The sequence below is a fragment of the Microbispora siamensis genome (assembly GCF_016863095.1).
Classification (GTDB): Bacteria; Actinomycetota; Actinomycetes; order Streptosporangiales; family Streptosporangiaceae; genus Microbispora; species Microbispora siamensis.
Genome location: NZ_BOOF01000005.1, coordinates 219,381 through 236,867, shown reverse-complemented (window position 1 = coordinate 236,867; position 17,487 = coordinate 219,381). Strand labels below are relative to the sequence as shown.

16 protein-coding genes are annotated in these 17,487 nt (G+C 71.5%); 12 read left to right on the top strand and 4 right to left on the bottom strand.

What is annotated here, in order from left to right:
- Window positions 1-150: 150 nt before the first annotated feature.
- Window positions 151-1,356, top strand: a complete 1,206-nt coding sequence (locus Msi02_RS07565; RefSeq protein ID WP_239108204.1) for a lytic transglycosylase domain-containing protein — start codon at window positions 151-153, stop codon at window positions 1,354-1,356.
- 54 nt (window positions 1,357-1,410) lie between these two features.
- On the opposite strand, the gene Msi02_RS07560 is transcribed toward Msi02_RS07565, so the two are convergent.
- On the bottom strand, window positions 1,411-2,397 hold the full coding sequence (locus Msi02_RS07560) for a ferrochelatase (protein ID WP_204047669.1): 987 nt from the start codon (window positions 2,395-2,397) through the stop codon (window positions 1,411-1,413).
- Window positions 2,398-2,513: 116 nt separating this feature from the next.
- Between Msi02_RS07560 and Msi02_RS07555 the strand changes: the two genes are divergently transcribed.
- Together Msi02_RS07555 and Msi02_RS07550 are read left to right on the top strand one after the other, a co-directional pair.
- Window positions 2,514-4,457 carry a S9 family peptidase gene (locus tag Msi02_RS07555; RefSeq protein WP_204047829.1) on the top strand — a complete coding sequence of 648 codons (1,944 nt, stop codon included), beginning with the start codon at window positions 2,514-2,516 and terminating at the stop codon, window positions 4,455-4,457.
- Between the two features lie 112 nt (window positions 4,458-4,569).
- A complete protein-coding gene (locus Msi02_RS07550) occupies window positions 4,570-5,391 on the top strand; it encodes an inositol monophosphatase family protein (protein WP_079319345.1) in 822 nt (273 codons plus the stop codon).
- A 99-nt stretch (window positions 5,392-5,490) separates the two neighbouring features.
- Here Msi02_RS07550 and Msi02_RS07545 read toward each other — a convergent pair whose 3' ends face one another.
- The gene (locus Msi02_RS07545; RefSeq protein ID WP_204047668.1) at window positions 5,491-5,775 is read right to left on the bottom strand and encodes a DUF2795 domain-containing protein; all 285 of its coding nucleotides are present in this window, start codon (window positions 5,773-5,775) and stop codon (window positions 5,491-5,493) included.
- 218 nt (window positions 5,776-5,993) lie between these two features.
- Entirely contained in the window at window positions 5,994-6,158 is a 165-nt protein-coding gene (locus tag Msi02_RS07540) for a hypothetical protein (RefSeq protein ID WP_179155445.1), read from the bottom strand.
- A 241-nt stretch (window positions 6,159-6,399) separates the two neighbouring features.
- On the opposite strand from Msi02_RS07540, the gene Msi02_RS07535 reads away from it, so the two are divergent.
- The 5 genes from Msi02_RS07535 to Msi02_RS07515 all read left to right on the top strand — a co-directional run bounded on the left by Msi02_RS07535 (window position 6,400) and on the right by Msi02_RS07515 (window position 11,540).
- Window positions 6,400-7,053 carry a response regulator transcription factor gene (locus tag Msi02_RS07535; RefSeq protein ID WP_079319347.1) on the top strand — a complete coding sequence of 218 codons (654 nt, stop codon included), beginning with the start codon at window positions 6,400-6,402 and terminating at the stop codon, window positions 7,051-7,053.
- A 36-nt stretch (window positions 7,054-7,089) separates the two neighbouring features.
- Window positions 7,090-8,544, top strand: coding sequence for a sensor histidine kinase (locus Msi02_RS07530; RefSeq protein ID WP_239108203.1), 1,455 nt, complete (start codon window positions 7,090-7,092; stop codon window positions 8,542-8,544).
- Window positions 8,545-8,803: 259 nt separating this feature from the next.
- Complete coding sequence (locus Msi02_RS07525) at window positions 8,804-9,103, top strand: DUF4193 domain-containing protein (protein WP_030454398.1); 300 nt, start codon at window positions 8,804-8,806, stop codon at window positions 9,101-9,103.
- Between the two features lie 19 nt (window positions 9,104-9,122).
- The gene (locus tag Msi02_RS07520) at window positions 9,123-9,875 is read left to right on the top strand and encodes a hypothetical protein (protein WP_239108202.1); all 753 of its coding nucleotides are present in this window, start codon (window positions 9,123-9,125) and stop codon (window positions 9,873-9,875) included.
- A 267-nt stretch (window positions 9,876-10,142) separates the two neighbouring features.
- Window positions 10,143-11,540: an alpha,alpha-trehalose-phosphate synthase (UDP-forming) gene (locus Msi02_RS07515; RefSeq protein ID WP_204047667.1), complete on the top strand. Its 1,398-nt coding sequence runs from the start codon at window positions 10,143-10,145 to the stop codon at window positions 11,538-11,540.
- Here Msi02_RS07515 and Msi02_RS07510 read toward each other — a convergent pair.
- A complete protein-coding gene (locus tag Msi02_RS07510; protein ID WP_079319350.1) occupies window positions 11,530-11,847 on the bottom strand; it encodes a DUF4235 domain-containing protein in 318 nt (105 codons plus the stop codon). The genes Msi02_RS07515 and Msi02_RS07510 overlap by 11 nt on opposite strands.
- 69 nt (window positions 11,848-11,916) lie before the next feature.
- Here Msi02_RS07510 and valS point away from each other — a divergent pair, with 69 nt between their 5' ends.
- The 4 genes from valS to Msi02_RS07490 all read left to right on the top strand — a co-directional run bounded on the left by valS (window position 11,917) and on the right by Msi02_RS07490 (window position 17,310).
- Window positions 11,917-14,448 (top strand): valine--tRNA ligase, encoded by a 2,532-nt coding sequence (gene valS, locus Msi02_RS07505; protein ID WP_204047666.1) that lies wholly within the window; start codon window positions 11,917-11,919, stop codon window positions 14,446-14,448.
- 398 nt (window positions 14,449-14,846) lie between these two features.
- A complete protein-coding gene (locus Msi02_RS07500) occupies window positions 14,847-16,094 on the top strand; it encodes an AI-2E family transporter (RefSeq protein ID WP_204047665.1) in 1,248 nt (415 codons plus the stop codon).
- 49 nt (window positions 16,095-16,143) lie between these two features.
- Complete coding sequence (gene dut, locus Msi02_RS07495) at window positions 16,144-16,581, top strand: dUTP diphosphatase (RefSeq protein ID WP_204047664.1); 438 nt, start codon at window positions 16,144-16,146, stop codon at window positions 16,579-16,581.
- 48 nt (window positions 16,582-16,629) lie between these two features.
- Window positions 16,630-17,310, top strand: a complete 681-nt coding sequence (locus Msi02_RS07490; protein WP_204047663.1) for a DUF3710 domain-containing protein — start codon at window positions 16,630-16,632, stop codon at window positions 17,308-17,310.
- Window positions 17,311-17,487: the final 177 nt, after the last annotated feature.

Here is a 17,487-nt window from a genome sequence, read left to right as displayed (position 1 = left end):
GCGTGTGCGTCCGGGCCGGCCGTTCGACAGCGGCGGCGGTCCCGGAAGGCCCCGGGACACGCGGACGGCGTTTGTCTCCGGTTTGACCATCGCCTACCCGCATATCATGAGGCAAGTGATTTTTCCGCGTCGGTGGTGGAGGGGCTGAGGTTGAGGTCGTCCACTCATTCCGCCTCCACGCGGCTCCGCCCGATCGTGACCGGCCTCGCGGTCGTGATCCTCAGCGTCATGGCCGCGGGCACCGCCTTCCTGGTCACCTGGCCGGGTGACGGCGCGCTGGCGGCCGGCGGCGGCCGGGCGGAGACGGACAGGACGCGGGCGGACAACCCCCTCCCGGCCGCGCGGGCGACGGCGGGAAGCCTCATGCCCGACCGCACGCTGCCGTCGAGCGCGCCCGTCGTCGGCGGGCCCGGCGTGCAGGTCACGCTGCCGCACCTCCTGGCGATCTCCCCGAAGCGGGTGCCGCAGAGCACCCTGTTGAAGATCGCCAAGCTGCGGCACGTGCAGAAGGTGGCGGTCGCCGACGGCGGCGCGGTGCGCGTGTCCGGCACGGCCCTGCGGCTGCTCGCGGTCGACCCGGCCACGTTCCGCTCGTGGACGCCGAAGAACGTGGCCGGCCATCCGGAGGTGTGGAGCGCGCTCGCGCGGGGTGAGATGGTCGCCGACGCGGCCACGATCAAACGTCTCGGCATGGTGCTCGGCGCGGAGTACCAGATCGACCGGGGCCCCAAGCTGCGCGTCGCGGCCTCGGCCTCGCTCGGGCTGCCCGGCGTGGACGGCCTGGTCAGCCAGGACCTGGGCCGCAGGCTCGGCTTTCCCAGCGGCGTCGTGGTGCTCGTGCACGGCGACCCGGGCAAGGTGAGCGACAAGGCGGTCGCGCGCCTGCTCGGCAAGGGCGCGCAGGTCGTGCGGGTCGGCCAGGCCGCCGTCCGGCCGCGGGCCACCGCCACGCCGGGGCAGGCCCTGGTGGGACGGCCGACGAGCTACCTGGACCTCTACCAGCGGTCCGCCACCGTCTGCCCCGGCCTCTCCTGGACCGTCCTCGCCGCCATCGGCCAGGTGGAGAGCAGCCACGGCCGCAACAACGGCCCCTCGTCCGCGGGGGCGCTCGGGCCGATGCAGTTCATGCCCGCCACCTGGAAGGCGTACGGCGTGGACGGCGACGGCGACGGCGAGGCGGACATCTGGAGCCCCTACGACGCGGTGCCGTCGGCGGCCAAATACCTGTGCGCCAACGGTGCCGGCGCAGGCGGCGACAAGCTCAGGAAGGCCGTGTGGTTCTACAACCACTCCTGGGACTACGTGAACAAGGTCCTGTCGCTCGCGGAGGCGTACGCCCGCACGTACGCCTCCTGACAAGGAAGGCGCACGACGGCGGGTCCTGCCGTGCCGCCTACGGTGCCGTTACCGCTACCGGCCCGGCCGGGCGGCGGGCCGTACGGGTGCCGGGCAGCAGGTGGCCGCGCACGGCGCGGGCTCGGGCTCGGCGAGCAGTTCGGCCACCATCGACACGAACCGCGGGTGGGTGCCCGCGGTCGAGGCCCTGGTGAGGGCCATGCCGAGCTTCTCGGCCGTGTCCGCGGCCTCCACGTCGAGGTCGTAGACAACCTCCATGTGGTCGGAGACGAAACCGATGGGCACCAGGACGGCCGACCGCACGCCCTCGGCGTGCAGCGCCTCCAGGTGGTCGCAGACGTCGGGCTCCAGCCAGGGCACCTGCGGCGGGCCGCTGCGGCTCTGCCAGACCAGGTCCCAGGCCCGGCCCTCTTCCACGTGTGCGGTCACCAGTTCGGCGGCGCGCCTGAGCTGGGCCTCGTACGCGCCCCCCGCCGGCCCCGCCGTGCGGGCCATGGAGACGGGGATGCTGTGCGCGGTGAACACGAGGCGGGCCTGCTCGCGGGCGTCGGCGGGCAGACGGTCGAGGGCCTCGCGGGTGTGGTCGGCCATCGCCGCGATGAACCCGGGGTGGTCGTAGTAGTGGCGGAGCTTGACGATCTCGGGGGCGCCGGGGACGGCGGCGCGGGCACGGGCGATGTCGTCGAGATACTGTCGGCAGCTCGAGTAGGAGCTGTAGGCCGCGGTGACGAAGGCCGCCGCCTTGCGGACGCCGTCCTCCTTCATCCGCCGGACCGTGTCCTCCAGGAACGGGTGCCAGTTGCGGTTGCCCCAGTAGACCGGCAGGTCCACGTCGAGCGCGGCGATCAGGTCGCGGCACTGCTGGTTGATCGGGCTGACCCCGCCGAACCCCTGGTAGTGCGCCTCGACCTCCAGCAGCCGCTCGCGCGGCACGCCCCGGCCGCGCACGACGTTCTCCAGGAACGGCATGACGTCCTCGGGCTTCTCCGGCCCGCCGAAGGAGACGACGAGCAGGGCGTCGTATCCGTTGGTGCTCCCCATGCGCCACACCTTACGCGGACGGTACGACGGTTCCGTCCGCGCCTGTTTGGCTTGGGCGGTGGTGCGTCAGCGAGTAGGTTCGAGCGGTGAGCCAATTTCCGGACATCCGCGAATACATGGCCCTGCCGCGCGTGAACGCCCTGCGGCTGTCGCCCGACGGGACCCGGCTCGTGTCCGTGGTCCAGTCGCTCAACCCCGACGGCAAGTCGTACGGCACCGCGCTGTGGGAGATCCCCCAGGACCCCGGAGGCGAGCCCCGCCGGCTGACCCGGTCGGCGAAGGGGGAGGCGGGGGCCGAGTTCGCCCCCGACGGGACCCTGTTCTTCGTCTCCCGGCGGCCCGACGAGACGGTGAAGGAGAGCGGCGGCGACACGGCCGCCCTGTGGCTGCTGCCCGAGCGCGGCGAGCCGGTGCGCGTCGCCACCCGCCCCGGTGGGATCGGCGGCGTACGGGCGGCCGGCGGCACGGTCGTCTACACCTCCGAGGTGCTGCCCGGCGACGCCGCCACCGAGGAGGAGCGCCGCAAGGCCCGCGAGGAGGCCGGGGTCGGCGCGATCCTGCACGAGGGCTACCCGGTGCGCTACTGGGACCACGACCTCGGACCTGCGGAGACCCGGTTCTTCACCGGCCGCGCCGTACGCGAGGGCCTGGAGGACGTGCGCGACCTCACGCCCGGGCCGGGCGGCGCGCTGCGCGACGCCTCGTTCGACCTGACGCCCGACGGCTCGTCGGTGATCAGCAGCTGGCAGGTATTCCTGCCGAACGGGGAGGTCCGTACGGACCTGGTCGCGATCGACGTGGCGGACGGGTCGCGGCGCACGCTCGCGACGTCCGAGGGGCACGACTTCGTCGGGCCCGTGAAGGTGTCGCCCGACGGGCGGCGGGCCGCCTGCCTGCGGGAGCGGCACGGCACCGAGGAGACGCCGATCGCGCTCGACCTGTGGGTGATCGACCTGGCCACCGGTGAAAGCCGCGCGGTCGCCGGGGAGATCTTCCCCGCCTCTGTCGCGTGGGCGCCCTCCTCGCGGGAGCTGTTCTTCGCCGCCGACCACCAGGGCCGCAGGCCGATCTTCCGCGCCACCCTGGACGGCGCGGTCACCAGGCTGACCTCGGACGACGGCGCGTACGCCGAGCTGTGCCCGGCCTCCGACGGTTCGGTCTACGCCCTGCGCGGCGCGATCGACTCGCCGCCGCGGCCGGTGCGCGTCGCCGCCGACGGGTCGGTCACCACGCTGCCCTCGCCCACGCCGCCGCTCGAACTGCCCGGCACGCTGACCGAGGTGACCGCGACGGCCGAGGACGGGACCGAGATCCGGGGCTGGCTGGTCGTCCCCGCGGACGCGACCGCCGAGGACCCGGCGCCGTTCCTGCTGTGGATCCACGGCGGCCCGGTGTCCAGTTGGAACGACTGGAGCTGGCGCTGGAACCCCTGGATCATGGCCAGGCACGGCTATGCCGTGCTGTTGCCCGACCCCTGCATGTCCACGGGGTACGGCCAGGACATGATCCAGCGGGGCTGGGGCGACTGGGGGCCGGTGACCCACGCCGACCTCATGACGATCACGGACGAGTGCCTCAAGCGGCCGGAGATCGACGAGCAGCGGACGGCGGCGATGGGCGGCTCGTTCGGCGGCTACATGGCGAACTGGGTCGCCGGGCACACCGACAGGTTCCGGGCCATCGTGACGCACGCGTCGCTGTGGAACCTGGACCAGTTCGCCGGCACCACCGACGGCGCCAACTTCTGGCAGCGCGAGTTCGGCGTCCTCGGGTCCGCCCGCTACGCCCGGCTGTCGCCCCACCGGTGGCTCGGGGAGATCAGGACGCCGATGCTGGTGATCCACGGCGACAAGGACTACCGCGTGCCGATCGGCGAGGGCCTGCGGCTGTGGTGGGACCTGCAGCGCTCGGGGGTCGAGTCGAAGTTCCTCTACTTCCCGGACGAGAACCACTGGGTGCTCAAGCCCGGCAACGCGATCGCCTGGTACGAGACCGTCCTGGCCTTCCTCGCGCAGCACGTCCTGGGCGAGGAGTGGACCAGGCCGCCGTCCCTGAGCTGACCGTTGAACGGCGGTACATCCTGATTTGGGAGGATGTCATCCGTGCGGCCGACGCCCGTGCCGGGCGCCGGCCGCTTCGTTGTGAGCACATACGAGGAGGGGGCAGGCCAGGATGGACGAGCGGGAGCATCGGCATGACCGCACGCGGGTGGAGGAGCTGCTGGAGCTGGCGACCGGCATAGCGGAGGAGGCCGGCCAGATGCTCCTCGCCAAGCGGCCCGCGCGGCCCGAGGTGCTCGCCACCAAGTCGAGCCCCACCGACGTCGTCACCGCGCTCGACCGGGCCGCGGAGGAACTGATCCGCGGCAGGATCGCCGAGGTCAGGCCGCACGACGCGATCCTCGGCGAGGAGGGCGGCGACACCCCCGGCGAGGGCGGCGTCCGGTGGGTCGTCGACCCCATCGACGGCACGGTCAACTTCCTGTACGGCCTGCCGGACTGGGCGGTCAGCATCGGCGTCGAGGTGGACGGCGAGATCGTCGCCGGAGCGGTGCACAACGTGCCACGCGGCGAGTTGTTCACCGCGTCGAAGGGCGGCGGCGCCTGGCTGAGGGGTGAGCGGCTGCGCTGCAACACCGGCGTCCCGCTGGCCAAGGCCCTCGTCGCCACCGGGTTCGGCTACGCGGCCGGGCGGCGCCGGGTGCAGGCCGAGGTGCTGGCGCAGGTGGTGCCGCAGGTCAGGGACATCCGGCGCGGCGGCTCGTGCGCGGTCGACCTCTGCTCGGTCGCGGCGGGCCGGGTCGACGCCTACTACGAGCGCGGCGCCAACTACTGGGACCACGCGGCGGCGGGCCTGATCGCCGTGGAGGCCGGGGCCCGCATCGGCGGCCTGAACGGCAGGCCGGTCAGCCCCGACATGGCGCTGTGCGCGGCCCCGGGGCTCTTCGAGGAACTGCACGACCTGCTCGTCCCCCTCGACCCCGAGCGCGACTGACGCGCCTGCTCGGCCACCCCTCCTCGCCCGCGTACCCAACGGGCGATGGAGGGGGCGGCCCGCTCAGTCGTGTCGTTCAGTCGCGTTGCGCTGTGCCGTTCAGTCGCGCTGCTCCCTGCCTCCGAGGCCGAATTCTCGTGCGACGTCCTCGACGTTGGCGAAGGTCCGGTCCGGCAGCGCACGCAGGGCGGACAGCACCCCGTCCGGCGCAGACTCGGACTCGGCGCGGACCAGCAGGTCCTGCCGGCTCGCCGGGAAGGCGTGCGTCCCGCTGATCCACCGCGCGAGATCGCTGCGGCTGTCCACCTCCTGCCTGCTCAGGCCCTCCGGCGAGCCCGGCTCGTGCTCCTGGCCCGGCCGGTCGCGTTCGATGCCCTGTTCCATGGCGATCCACCTCTCGTGCTTGGGTGACGCTGCGGAGACGACGGCTCTACCCGCCCCCCTGGCGGCAAACCCGCCGCCTCCCCGCGAGCCGGGCGGTCGATCATCCGCACCTCGTGGTCGCCGTGAATTCGCGTCGAGTTCCCGCCGGCTTCGCCCGATGCACAGACAGGCGAGGGGGCCCACCGTTCGGCGGGCCCCCTCGTCAGTGTCGGTTTGGGTCAGCGCTGGATGGAAATGCCGTGATCCTCGGCGAGGCGGTGCAGGTCCTCGATCTCGGCGGTGAGGGTGTCGGCGAGGAAGTCGTCCCCGCTCGTGGTGGCCTCTTCAAGACCCTTGTAGGCCTGGTCGAGCCTGGTTTCGATCGTGGTCGTGAACTCGCCCATCTCACCTTCTTTCTCAGGGGGCGAAACGTGTCACGGGGGCTCCGGCACGGATCCTGCGGAGAGGCGCGCCCTTCCCCGGCACACGACAATGGAGGGTGTCCGGGGCCTTACCCATGTCCGGACCGACCGCAAACCTGTGAATTTCTGTGCTCTACGTCACGTAGAGCGCCGGAACCGCTTACCGGCGGCTTACGTCGAATATGGCCACAATGAGGGGCGTCGTACCAGCTAGGAGGACTTGATGCGCGTGCTTGTGGTGGAGGACGAGCGGGTGCTCGCGGACGCGATCGCCACCGGACTCCGCCGGGAGGCGATGGCCGTGGACGTCGCCTACGACGGCGCCGCCGCCTTGGAGAAGACCGGTTACATCGACTACGACGTGATCGTGCTCGACCGCGACCTGCCCAAGGTGCACGGCGACGAGGTGGCCCGCCGCCTGGTCGCCCAGCGGTCGGCCTCGCGGATCATCATGCTCACGGCCGCGGGCGACGTGGACGACAAGGTCGAGGGCCTGGAGCTGGGCGCCGACGACTACCTGGCCAAGCCGTTCGTGTTCATGGAACTCGTGGCCCGGGTGCGCGCGCTCGGCCGCAGGTCCGCGCCGCCGCTGCCGCCCGTGCTCGAACGCGCCGGCGTCCGGCTCGACCCCGGCAGGCGCCAGGTGACGAGGGACGGGGTCGAGGTCCACCTCACCAAGAAGGAGTTCGCGGTGCTGGAGGAGCTGATGCGGGCCGAGGGCGCCGTCGTCAGCCAGGAGGACCTGCTCGACAAGGCGTGGGACGAGAACATCGACCCGTTCACCAACGTGGTCAGGGTGACCATGATGACCTTGCGCAAGAAGCTGGGCGATCCGCCGGTCATCGAGACCGTGCCCGGTGTCGGGTACCGGCTGTGACGATCCGCGCCGCCACGTCCCGGGGGAGGGGGCCCTGTGACCGAACCGCGTGACGTCTCCGAGGGGGGGACGCCCCGGATCCTCCCGCCGCCCGGCGGATCGGACGCCGCCACGACCTCGCCGGACGTGGCGGCTCCGACCGGCGGCCAGGCTCCGGCGGCTCCCACCCGCCGGATGTCGAACCCGATGGGCACCGGTCCCTACCGCAGCCAGGTGCCGCCGCCGCCCAGCGGGCCGCCCGCCTGGGACGGCCCGCCGCCCCTGGTCGCCCACCCCGTGCAGCGGGGCAACCTGCTCAACGAGATCAGGTCGCTGCAGAACCGCGTCAGCATCCGCTGGCGCCTGACCCTCACGTATGCCGCGTTGGTCTTCGTCGCCGGCGCGCTGCTGGTGATGGTCATGTACGTGCTGATCGGCCAGGCGATCGACATCGGCTGGCAGAGCGCGCCGCAGATCATCTTCCCGCGCGGGAGCGTGCCGCAGGAGTGGATCGACGAGGTCAACCACCAGTTCGCCCAGTCGCAGGCGGAGGTCACCGCGGTGGCGCGGGCCGAGCTGTTGAAGCGGGCGCTGCTGGCGCTGGCGGGCGTCGGGATCCTGGCGCTGATGCTGGGATACGTCGTGGCGGACCGAGCGCTGCGGCCCGTGATCAAGATGACGGCGACCGCGCGGAAGCTGTCGGAGACCTCGCTCGCCCACGAGCGCATCGACCTCCAGGGCCCGGCCGACGAGCTGAAGGAGCTGGCCGACACCTTCGACGCGATGCTCACCCGGCTCAACACCGCCTTCGACGCGCAGCGGAGGTTCGTGGACAACGCCTCCCACGAGCTGCGGACGCCGCTGGCGATCAACCGCACGGTGCTGGAGGTGGCCCTGTCCGATCCCGAGGCGTCGGACGACCTCAAGGTGCTCGGGCGCACGCTCCTGGGCACCACCGCACGCAACGAGCGGCTGATCGAGGGCCTGCTGCTGCTCGCCCGCAGCGAGCGCGAGCTGTCGGTGCGCAAGCCCGTGGACGTCCAGGAGGTCGCCAGGACGGCCGTGGAGCAACTGGCCCCCTTCGCCGAGGAAGAGGGTGTCACCGTCGAGCACGACCTCCACCCGGCGGCCACGACGGGCGACCCCGTGCTCATAGAACGCTGTGTCTCCAACCTCGTCGAGAACGGCATCAAGCACAATCTCGGCGAGTCCGGAAAAGTATGGGTCCGGACGGGAATTGTGGACGGGGGTGCGGTTGTTCAGGTCGCGAACACGGGACCGCACGTTCCCGCGTACGAGGTGGAGAGCCTGTTCGAGCCGTTCCGGCGCCTGAATGCCGACCGGGTCCAGTCCGCCAAGGGCGCGGGTCTCGGCCTGTCCATCGTGCGCGCGATCGTCCGCGCGCACGGCGGAACGGTCGCCGCCGTCCCCCGCGACGGGGGCGGTCTCGTGGTGACGGTGCGTCTGTCCGGAGCCGGGGCATCTCCGGGGACGCCGCAGTCGGCGCGCTGATGGAGCGTGCGCGCCGCACATGTGGTTGGATGTGCCGTCGAACGCGGTGGGGGATACCGCCGATACTGTGGTTTTCGCCATATTTGGCTAACCGCAGCCCCCGGCGGGACGCCCCTCGCGTGTCGGAAGGTTCAGTGTTCGTTCAAGCGGGTACCGAATGCACAATTTACCGGCCCCCGCGGGCACAACACCGGCCTTCCGAGCGTTATCCACGCGCGACACAGGCGCAGGCAGATAGATGAGGGGGATGGAGTAGCAGATGGCTACCGACTACGACAGCCCGCGTAAGACCGACGACGACCTCAGCGAGGACAGCCTTCAGGAACTCCAGGCGCGTAGGAGTGACAAGTCGTCGGGCAGCATCGACATCGACGAGACCGATCTGGCCGAGTCGCTGGAGTTGCCGGGGGCGGATCTGTCGAACGAGGAGCTCTCGCTGCGGGTGATTCCTCGGCAGGCCGACGAATTCACCTGCTCGCGGTGCTTCCTGGTGCACCACCGCAGCCAGCTGGCCTCGGAGAAGAACGGCCAGCAGGTCTGCCGCGAGTGCGCCGCCTAGGAGACCCTTGGGAGGGTCCGTGACTTCAGCAGCGGATGAATCAAACAACGAGGTGGCCGACCTTGTCGGCAAACTCGTCGCCCCTGAGGAGACGGACGGGGCCGAGCGGCGTCGGCTGCTCGGCCGCCTCAGCGGGGCCTTGGCAAGGTCCGCCAGGAAGGCACGAGAACGGGGAGTCGGCCGGGGGCGATGGCTGGCCGACGTCTTCATGAACATCGCCCCGCGGTTACCGATCAGGGACTACGAGACGCTGCGGGAACACCACTACGGGCTCACCGGCGAGCAGCTCGCCGACGATCTCGTCCGCACCGCCGCGAAGGCGACGATGGCGGTCGGCGCGGTCGGCGGAGCGCTCGCCGCGGCCGAGTTCGCCGCTCCGCCGCTCCTGCTGTCCGCACCCGCCCAGATCGTGGCCGAGACGCTGGTCGTCGCGGCCATCGAAGTGAAGCTCCTCGCCGAACTGCACGAGGTGTACGGCGTGGAGGTCCCCGGCACCGGCGCCCAGAGGGCGACCGCGTTCGCGCTCGCCTGGTCGAAGCAGCGGGGCGTCAACCCCCTCGCCCCCGGTTCGGCCACGATCGCACTCGGGACCGCCGCCAAGACCGCGCTGCGCAACCGCCTGATGCGCACGCTCGGCCGCCACCTCACCACGCTCGGCCCGTTCCTCACCGGCGCCGTGGCCGGCGGTGCGCTGAACCGGGCCGCCACCAGGAAACTCGCCGCCGCCGTACGCGCGGATCTGCGCCGTCAGCGCGCACTGCCCCCCGGCTGACGCCCCTGCCCCCCGGCTGATCCCCCGTCTCGGTCCCCGGGTGAAGCGCCGCGATCCTGGCGCCCGTCCCAATCGGCACTCTCCGGCCGTCCTGATCTTCCAGATAGGGAAGTGTCACCGATTGGTCTAAACCTCTTGCCGACCCCGTATGAGCTGCATGAGATCATTCTCACAGCCTTAGGCGTGGATTGTGCACGTTCTTACGGGTATGGGGGTCACTGGTGACTTTCCGTATGGTGGTCACAGGCGACCACCTGGAGGGGATTCATGCGTGGCACCAGCTCTTTTCTGATCGTCGCGAACCGGCTGCCGGTCGATCGCGTGGGCGAGAACGAATGGCGGCGCAGCCCGGGCGGGCTCGTGACCGCCATCGCGCCCGTCATGCAACGCCGTGACGGGGCCTGGCTCGGCTGGACCGGGGCGGCGGGAGAGGAGCTGAAGCCCTTCGACCACGACGGGATGCACCTGATCCCCATCCCGCTGTCCCAGCTCGAGGTCGAGCTGTACTACGAGGGCTTCTCCAACGCCACCCTGTGGCCGCTCTATCACGACGTGGTCGCCACGCCCGTCTACTCCCGCGTGCTCTGGGACGCGTACCGGGCGGTCAACGACCGCTTCGCCCGCGCGGCCGCGGACGCCGCCGCGCCCGGCGCGGTCGTCTGGGTGCAGGACTACCAGCTCCAGCTCGTGCCCGCGATGCTGCGCAAGCTGCGGCCCGACCTGAAGATCGGGTTCTTCCTGCACATCCCGTTCCCGCCGGGCGAGCTGTTCTACCAGCTGCCCTGGCGCAACGAGATCCTCGAAGGGCTGCTCGGGGCCGATCTCGTCGGCTTCCAGCGGCCGGGCGGCGCCGCCAACTTCCTGCGCCTGTGCCGCCGCCTGCTCGGCGTGCAGTACCTCCGCAACGAGATCCAGCTCGAAGACAGGACGGTCCGCGCCGAGTCGTTCCCGATCTCCGTCGACGTCGGCGAGCTGGACCAGCTCGTCCGCGAGCCGCGCGTCCAGCAGCGGGCCAAGGAGATCCGCGCCGAGCTGGGCGACCCCGAGCACGTGCTGCTCGGCGTCGACCGCCTCGACTACACCAAGGGCATCGGCCAGCGGCTCAAGGCGTTCGGCGAGCTGCTCGACGACGGCGCGATCAAGCCGGACGAGGCGGTCTTCGTGCAGGTCGCCACGCCCACCCGCGAGCGGGTCGCCGAGTACATCCGGCTGCGCAACGACATCGAGCTGCGGGTGGGCCGCATCAACGGCGAGCACGGCGTGCTCGGCCGCATGCCGATCTCCTACCTCCACCAGTCGTACAACAAGGAGGAGCTGGCGGCGCTCTACTGCGCGGCCGACGTCATGGTCGTCACGCCGCTGCGCGACGGCATGAACCTCGTCGCCAAGGAGTACGTCGCCTGCCGCCACGACCTGCGCGGGGCGCTCGTGCTGAGCGAGTTCGCCGGGGCGGCCGACGAGCTGCGCCAGGCCTACATGGTCAACCCGTACGACATCGACGGCATGAAGCGGACGATGCTGGCGGCGATGCGGGCGACCCCGCACGAGCTGGCGCGCCGGATGCGCTCGCTCAGGCGCAGGGTCGCGACGTACGACGTGGACAGGTGGGCCAGCGACTTCCTCACGGCCCTGGAGTCCGGGGAACCCGTCGCTCCTACGGAGTAAGGTCCCGGGCGGCGTCCTTCCAGGAGCGCCACTTCTTCGCCGCCGACCGCGTGATCACGATCCGCGTGATCTCCATGCCCAGGCCCATCACCACGGCGTACGCGATCGCCTCGCCGAGCCCGATGTCGGGGGAGTCGGCGCTCGCCGGCGGCTTCTTGCCGGTCGCCTTCTCCCACGCGAACGACAGCACCTTGCGCGAGCAGAAGCCCACCGCCAGGCCGAGCAGGCCGCCGACGATCCGCCACTGCATGTCGGGCTTGTCCGTCGCGCCGAGTTCGCGCTTGGCCTCCCGAGCCATGTCCGCCATGATTCCTCCTCGATAACGACCTTAGTGTCTCCCCGCGGGGTGACGGTCCACGCCATACCATGTGGTGGCATGACCGAACAGCGACTCCCCGCAGCCATGCCCGAGAAACCCACACTCGACGGCTTGGAGGCGGTATGGGTAGCGCGCTGGGAGGCCGAGGGCACCTATCGGTTCGACCGGTCCCGGGGGAGGGACGAGGTCTACTCCATCGACACCCCGCCGCCCACCGTGTCCGGGTCCCTTCACGTGGGGCACGTCTTCTCCTACACGCACACGGACACGATCGCCCGCTACCAGCGGATGCGGGGGCGCGAGGTCTTCTACCCGATGGGGTGGGACGATAACGGCCTGCCCACCGAGCGCCGCGTGCAGAACCACTTCGGCGTGCGCTGCGACCCCTCCATGCCGTACGACCCGGCTTTCACGCCGCCGGAGAAGCCGGACGCCAAGCGGCAGGTGCCGATCTCGCGCCGCAACTTCATCGAGCTGTGCGAACGGCTGACCGCCGAGGACGAGAAGGCGTTCGAGGAGCTGTGGCGGCGCCTCGGCCTGTCGGTGGACTGGTCGATGACCTACGCGACCATCGACGCCAATGCCCGGGCGGCATCCCAGCGCGCGTTCCTGCGCAACCTCGCGCGCGGCGAGGCGTACGTCGCCGAGGCCCCGACCCTGTGGGACGTGACGTTCCGCACCGCCGTGGCCCAGGCCGAGCTGGAGGACCGGGAGTGGCCCGGCGCCTTCCACCGCATCGGCTTCGAGCGTGCGCCGGACGACGGCATGGTGTGGATCGAGACGACCCGGCCCGAGCTGATCCCGGCCTGCGTGGCGCTGGTCGCCCACCCCGACGACGAGCGTTACCGGCCGTTGTTCGGCACCACCGTCCGCACCCCGGTCTTCGGGGTCGAGGTGCCGGTCGTGGCCCACCACCTCGCCGAGCCCGACAAGGGCTCCGGCATCGCGATGATCTGCACCTTCGGCGACGTCACCGACGTCACCTGGTGGCGCGAGCTCGACCTGCCCACCCGGCCGGTGATCGGCTGGGACGGCCGCCTGCTCCCCGAGCCGCCCCACGGCGTGCCCGCCGAGCCGTACGCCGAGCTGGCCGGGAAGACGGTGCACAGCGCGCGCGAGCGCATCGTGGAGATGCTGCGCGAGTCCGGCCGCCTGGACGGCGAGCCGCGCAAGATCCAGCGGCCGGTCAAGTTCTACGAGAAGGGCGACCGGCCCCTCGAGATCGTCACCACCCGGCAGTGGTACATCCGCAACGGCGGCAGGGACGCCGCGCTGCGCGCCGAGCTGCTGGAGCGCGGCCGGGAGCTGGAATGGCACCCGCCGCACATGCGGGTCAGGTACGACAACTGGGTGGAGGGCCTGGCGGGCGACTGGCTGATCTCCCGCCAGCGGTTCTTCGGCGTGCCGATCCCGGTCTGGTATCCCCTCGACGCCGACGGCGAGCCGATCTACGAGGCGCCGATCGTCCCGCCGGAGTCGGCGCTGCCGGTCGACCCGTCCAGCGACGTGCCGCCCGGCTTCTCCGAGGACCAGCGGGGCAAGCCGCTCGGCTTCACCGCCGACCCCGACGTCATGGACACCTGGGCGACCTCCTCGCTGAGCCCGCAGATCGCCGCCGGGTGGGAGCGCGACGACGACCTGTTCCGCCGCGTGTTCCCGATGGACCTGCGGCCCCAGGCCCACGAGATCATCCGTACGTGGCTGTTCTCCACGGTCGTGCGGGCACACCTGGAGCACGGCGGGCTGCCCTGGCGGCACGCGGCGATCTCCGGGTGGATCCTCGACCCCGACCGCAAGAAGATGTCGAAGTCCAAGGGCAACGTGGTCACGCCCATGGGCCTGCTGGAGGAGTACGGCTCCGACGCGGTCCGCTACTGGGCGGCGAGCGGGCGTCCCGGCACCGACACGGCGTTCGACACCGGGCAGATCAAGATCGGCCGCCGGCTGGCCATCAAGATCCTCAACGCGTCGAAGTTCGTGCTCGGCTTCCGGTCCGAGGGCGGCGGCGAGGTCACAGAACCAGTCGACCTGTCCATGCTGGCCGCGCTGGGGGCGGTCGTCGCCGAGGCCACCGAGGCGTTCGAGGCGTACGACTACACCCGGGCGCTGGAACGGACCGAACGCTTCTTCTGGTCGTTCTGCGACGACTACGTGGAGCTGGTCAAGGCCCGCGCGTACGACGGGGACGCCTCGGCCGTCGCCGCGCTGCGGCGGGCGCTCGACGTGCTGCTGCGGCTGTTCGCGCCGTTCCTGCCGTTCGTTGCCGAAGAGGTCTGGTCGTGGTGGCGGGAGGGCTCGGTGCACCGTGCCGCCTGGCCGTCCCCCGACGAGCTGCCCGAGGCGCGGCGCGGCGACCCCGCGGTGCTGGACGCCGTGGCGGAGGTGCTCCGCCGGGTGCGGCGGGCCAAGTCCGAGGCGCGGCTGTCGATGCGGGCCGAGGTCGCCCGGCTGACCGTGTCGGGGGACCGGGCGGATCTCGTCCGGCCGGCCCAGGACGACCTGTGCGCGGCCGGCAACGTCGAGGAGTTCGTCCTCGAACCCGGTGACGGCCCGCTCGACGCGGTCGCGGAACTAGGTCGTGTCCCGTGACCTTTCTCGCCTACTGCGGTCGCCCAGATGGCGCCTCACTGCGTTCTCGTCGTCGCCCATAGCTCCGCTATGGGCTCCTCCTCGGCCTTGTGATGCATCCATCTGGCCGATCCTCGCTACGGCAAAAGATCACGGGACGCTCCCTGACCGCGTGAGGCCATTGCCGGCCACCGCCGCGCCTGCGTGGTGACGACGGTGGCCGGCGACGGCTTGGGACGTTCCATGGCATTTCGGCACGGCGACGCTCTGCGGAGGGGGACCTGCGGCGGGGGCGCGGCGAGACGACCACCACACCCGGGTAAAACGACTGCGCGTCCCGCCCGCCGACATGCCAGGCTGGATCCGTGATCCCGTCTAACCGCAGTACCACGGAAAGGGTTCCGCCGACGCTGGCCACGATGGCCGCGTGGAGCTGGCGGCTGTTGCTGCTCGGCGGGATGATCTACGTCCTGTGGCTGATCATCCAAAGGATCAGCTTCGTCGTCATGCCGGTGGTGGTCGCGCTGCTGCTCGCGGCCCTGCTCCACCCGCTGACCCGGCGGCTGCGCTCCGCCGGGCTCCGGCCGATCTACGCGACGTGGATCACGATGCTGCTCGGCCTCGCGCTGATCGTCGGCATCGGCTTCCTTATCGGCGTGCGGGCGAACGAGGAGTTCCCCCGGCTGGTCCTGCAGATCCAGGTGACCGTGCGCAACGTCCAGGACTGGCTGCTGCACGGCCCCCTCCATCTGAAGGAGGCGCAGATCGCCGACTTCGTGGACCAGCTCAGCAGCCAGGTGACCCAATACCGCAGCCAGATCACCAGCACGCTGCTGAGCGGCGCCACCGCGGTCGTCGAGGTGCTCACCTCCATCGTGCTGATCCTCTTCGTGACCTTCTTCCTCCTGAAGGACGGCGACCGGATCTGGGCCTGGTTCCTGCGGGCCTTCGGCGGCGCCGCGACGCGCGTCGACAACGCGGGCCGCGCCGCCTGGGCGACGATCTCCCACTACGTGCACGGCACGGTGGCGGTCGCCGCCATCCACGGGCTCGTGATCGGAGTGGTGCTCGCGGGGATGCAGGTGCCGCTGTGGGCGCCCCTCGCGGTGCTGGTCTTCGTGGCCAGCTTCATCCCGATCGTCGGCATCCTGTTCGCGGGCACCATCGCGACGCTGGTGACCTTCGGCTCACGCGGCTGGTTCCTGGCGCTGATCTTCGTTGGCATCCTCGTGGTCGAGCAGCAGTTGGAAAACCACGTGCTCCAGCCGCTCATCGTGGGCCGGGCCCTGGAGTTCCACCCTCTGGCGATCATCCTCGTCCTCGCGGTGGGCGGCGTGCTCGGCGGCATCGCGGGCGCCGTGGTGGCCGTGCCGCTCACGGCGGTCATCTACCGCGCGCTGCCCGAGCTGCGCCGCGGCCGGCCGGCCATCGAGCCACCGGCCGAAGGCGGCCCGCCCGGCGCCGCGGAGCCCGGAGCCGGGGACGGGGACGCGCCCGCGCACCCGGAACCCGGCGCCGCGGAGCCCGAGCCCTCTCACGCGTCCCAGCCCGCCGCCTCAGCGCACAGCGAGCAGAGTGAGCAGAGCGGACAGGGCGGGCAGGAGCCGGAGACGGCGCGCCCGTCCTCCGGAGCGGGAGAGGCGGTGTCCCCCCAGCGCAACGGGTAGGGTCTTGCCTCATGAGCGACCGAATCAGGGAACACGTCGAGGCCGCCCGATGAGCGTCGAGATCCTGATCCACCGGCTCGACCCGGACCTTCCGCTCCCGTCGTACGCCCATCCGGGCGACGCCGGGGCCGACCTGTACGCGGCGGAGGACGTGGAGTTGCTGCCCGGCGAGCGGGCGGTCGTGCGGACCGGTGTCGCCGTCGCGCTGCCGGACGGGTACGCCGCCTTCGTCCATCCGCGTTCGGGCCTGGCGGCCCGGCACGGTGTCACGCTGGTCAACGCGCCGGGAACGATCGACGCCGGCTACCGGGGCGAGATCAAGGTGACGATGATCAACACGGACGCCAAGGACGCGGTGCGGTTCCGGCGCGGCGACCGGATCGCCCAGCTCGTCGTCCAGCGGGTGGAACGGGCGGCGTTCTACGAGGTCGACCGGTTGCCAGGCTCCGTACGGGGCACGAACGGGTTCGGCTCGACGGGGAGCTGACACCGCGGGGCCCGGGTACCGGGCCACAATGCGAGGAGAGTGAGAGAAGTGTTGCGACGCCGGCGACGCGCGGAGGAGGAGACCGCACCAGCCGTCGTGCGGGAGGAGAGCCCCGCCCCGGCGCGGACGGCGGGCCCCTGGGACGCCGATGACGACTATCCGGAGGCCGAGCGGGTGGACCTGGGAGGCCTGCGCCTGCCCGTCGGTCCCGGATTCGAGATCCAGCTCAGCATGGCGGGCGACCAGGTCGACGGTGTGATCGTCCTGGTCGAGGAGAGCGCCCTGCAGGTGAACGCCTTCGCCGCGCCCAAGCGCAGCGGGATCTGGGACGAGGTGCGGACCGAGCTCGCCCGTGAGGTGGTGGCCGCCGGAGGCTCGGCCGAGGACCGCGACGGGCCGTTCGGCCCCGAGATCGCGGCAGAGGTGCCCGTGCAGGGCCAGACGCAGGCGCGGCAGCCGGTGCGCTACCTCGGCGTCGACGGGCCGCGCTGGTTCCTCCGCGCCGTGATCAGCGGCAGGGCGGCGGTCGACCCGGAGGCGGCGCGGATCCTGGAGGACGTCGTGCGCGGCATCGTCGTCGTGCGCGGCGACGAGCCGATGCCGCCCAGGGAGGCGATCCAGCTCCGGCTGCCCGCCGAGGCCCGGCAGGCCGTGGAGGAGCAGCAGGGACCCCGGCGGGAGGAGCTCCGGCCCTTCGAACGCGGTCCGGAGATCAGCGAGATCCGCTGACGCCCGTCCGGTGCGCGCCGGGTTGACCGAATCGGGAGGCAAGCCCTGCCCTGACCGTCCTTCTGGCCCGTGGGCGGCTCACGTATGCTGCGGTGGGAAACGACCGGCCTAGGCTGGAGCCAGGACGACGAATCCCCTCGAAGGGGATCGCGAGCGAGGAAGCTGGGTGAGTGACCG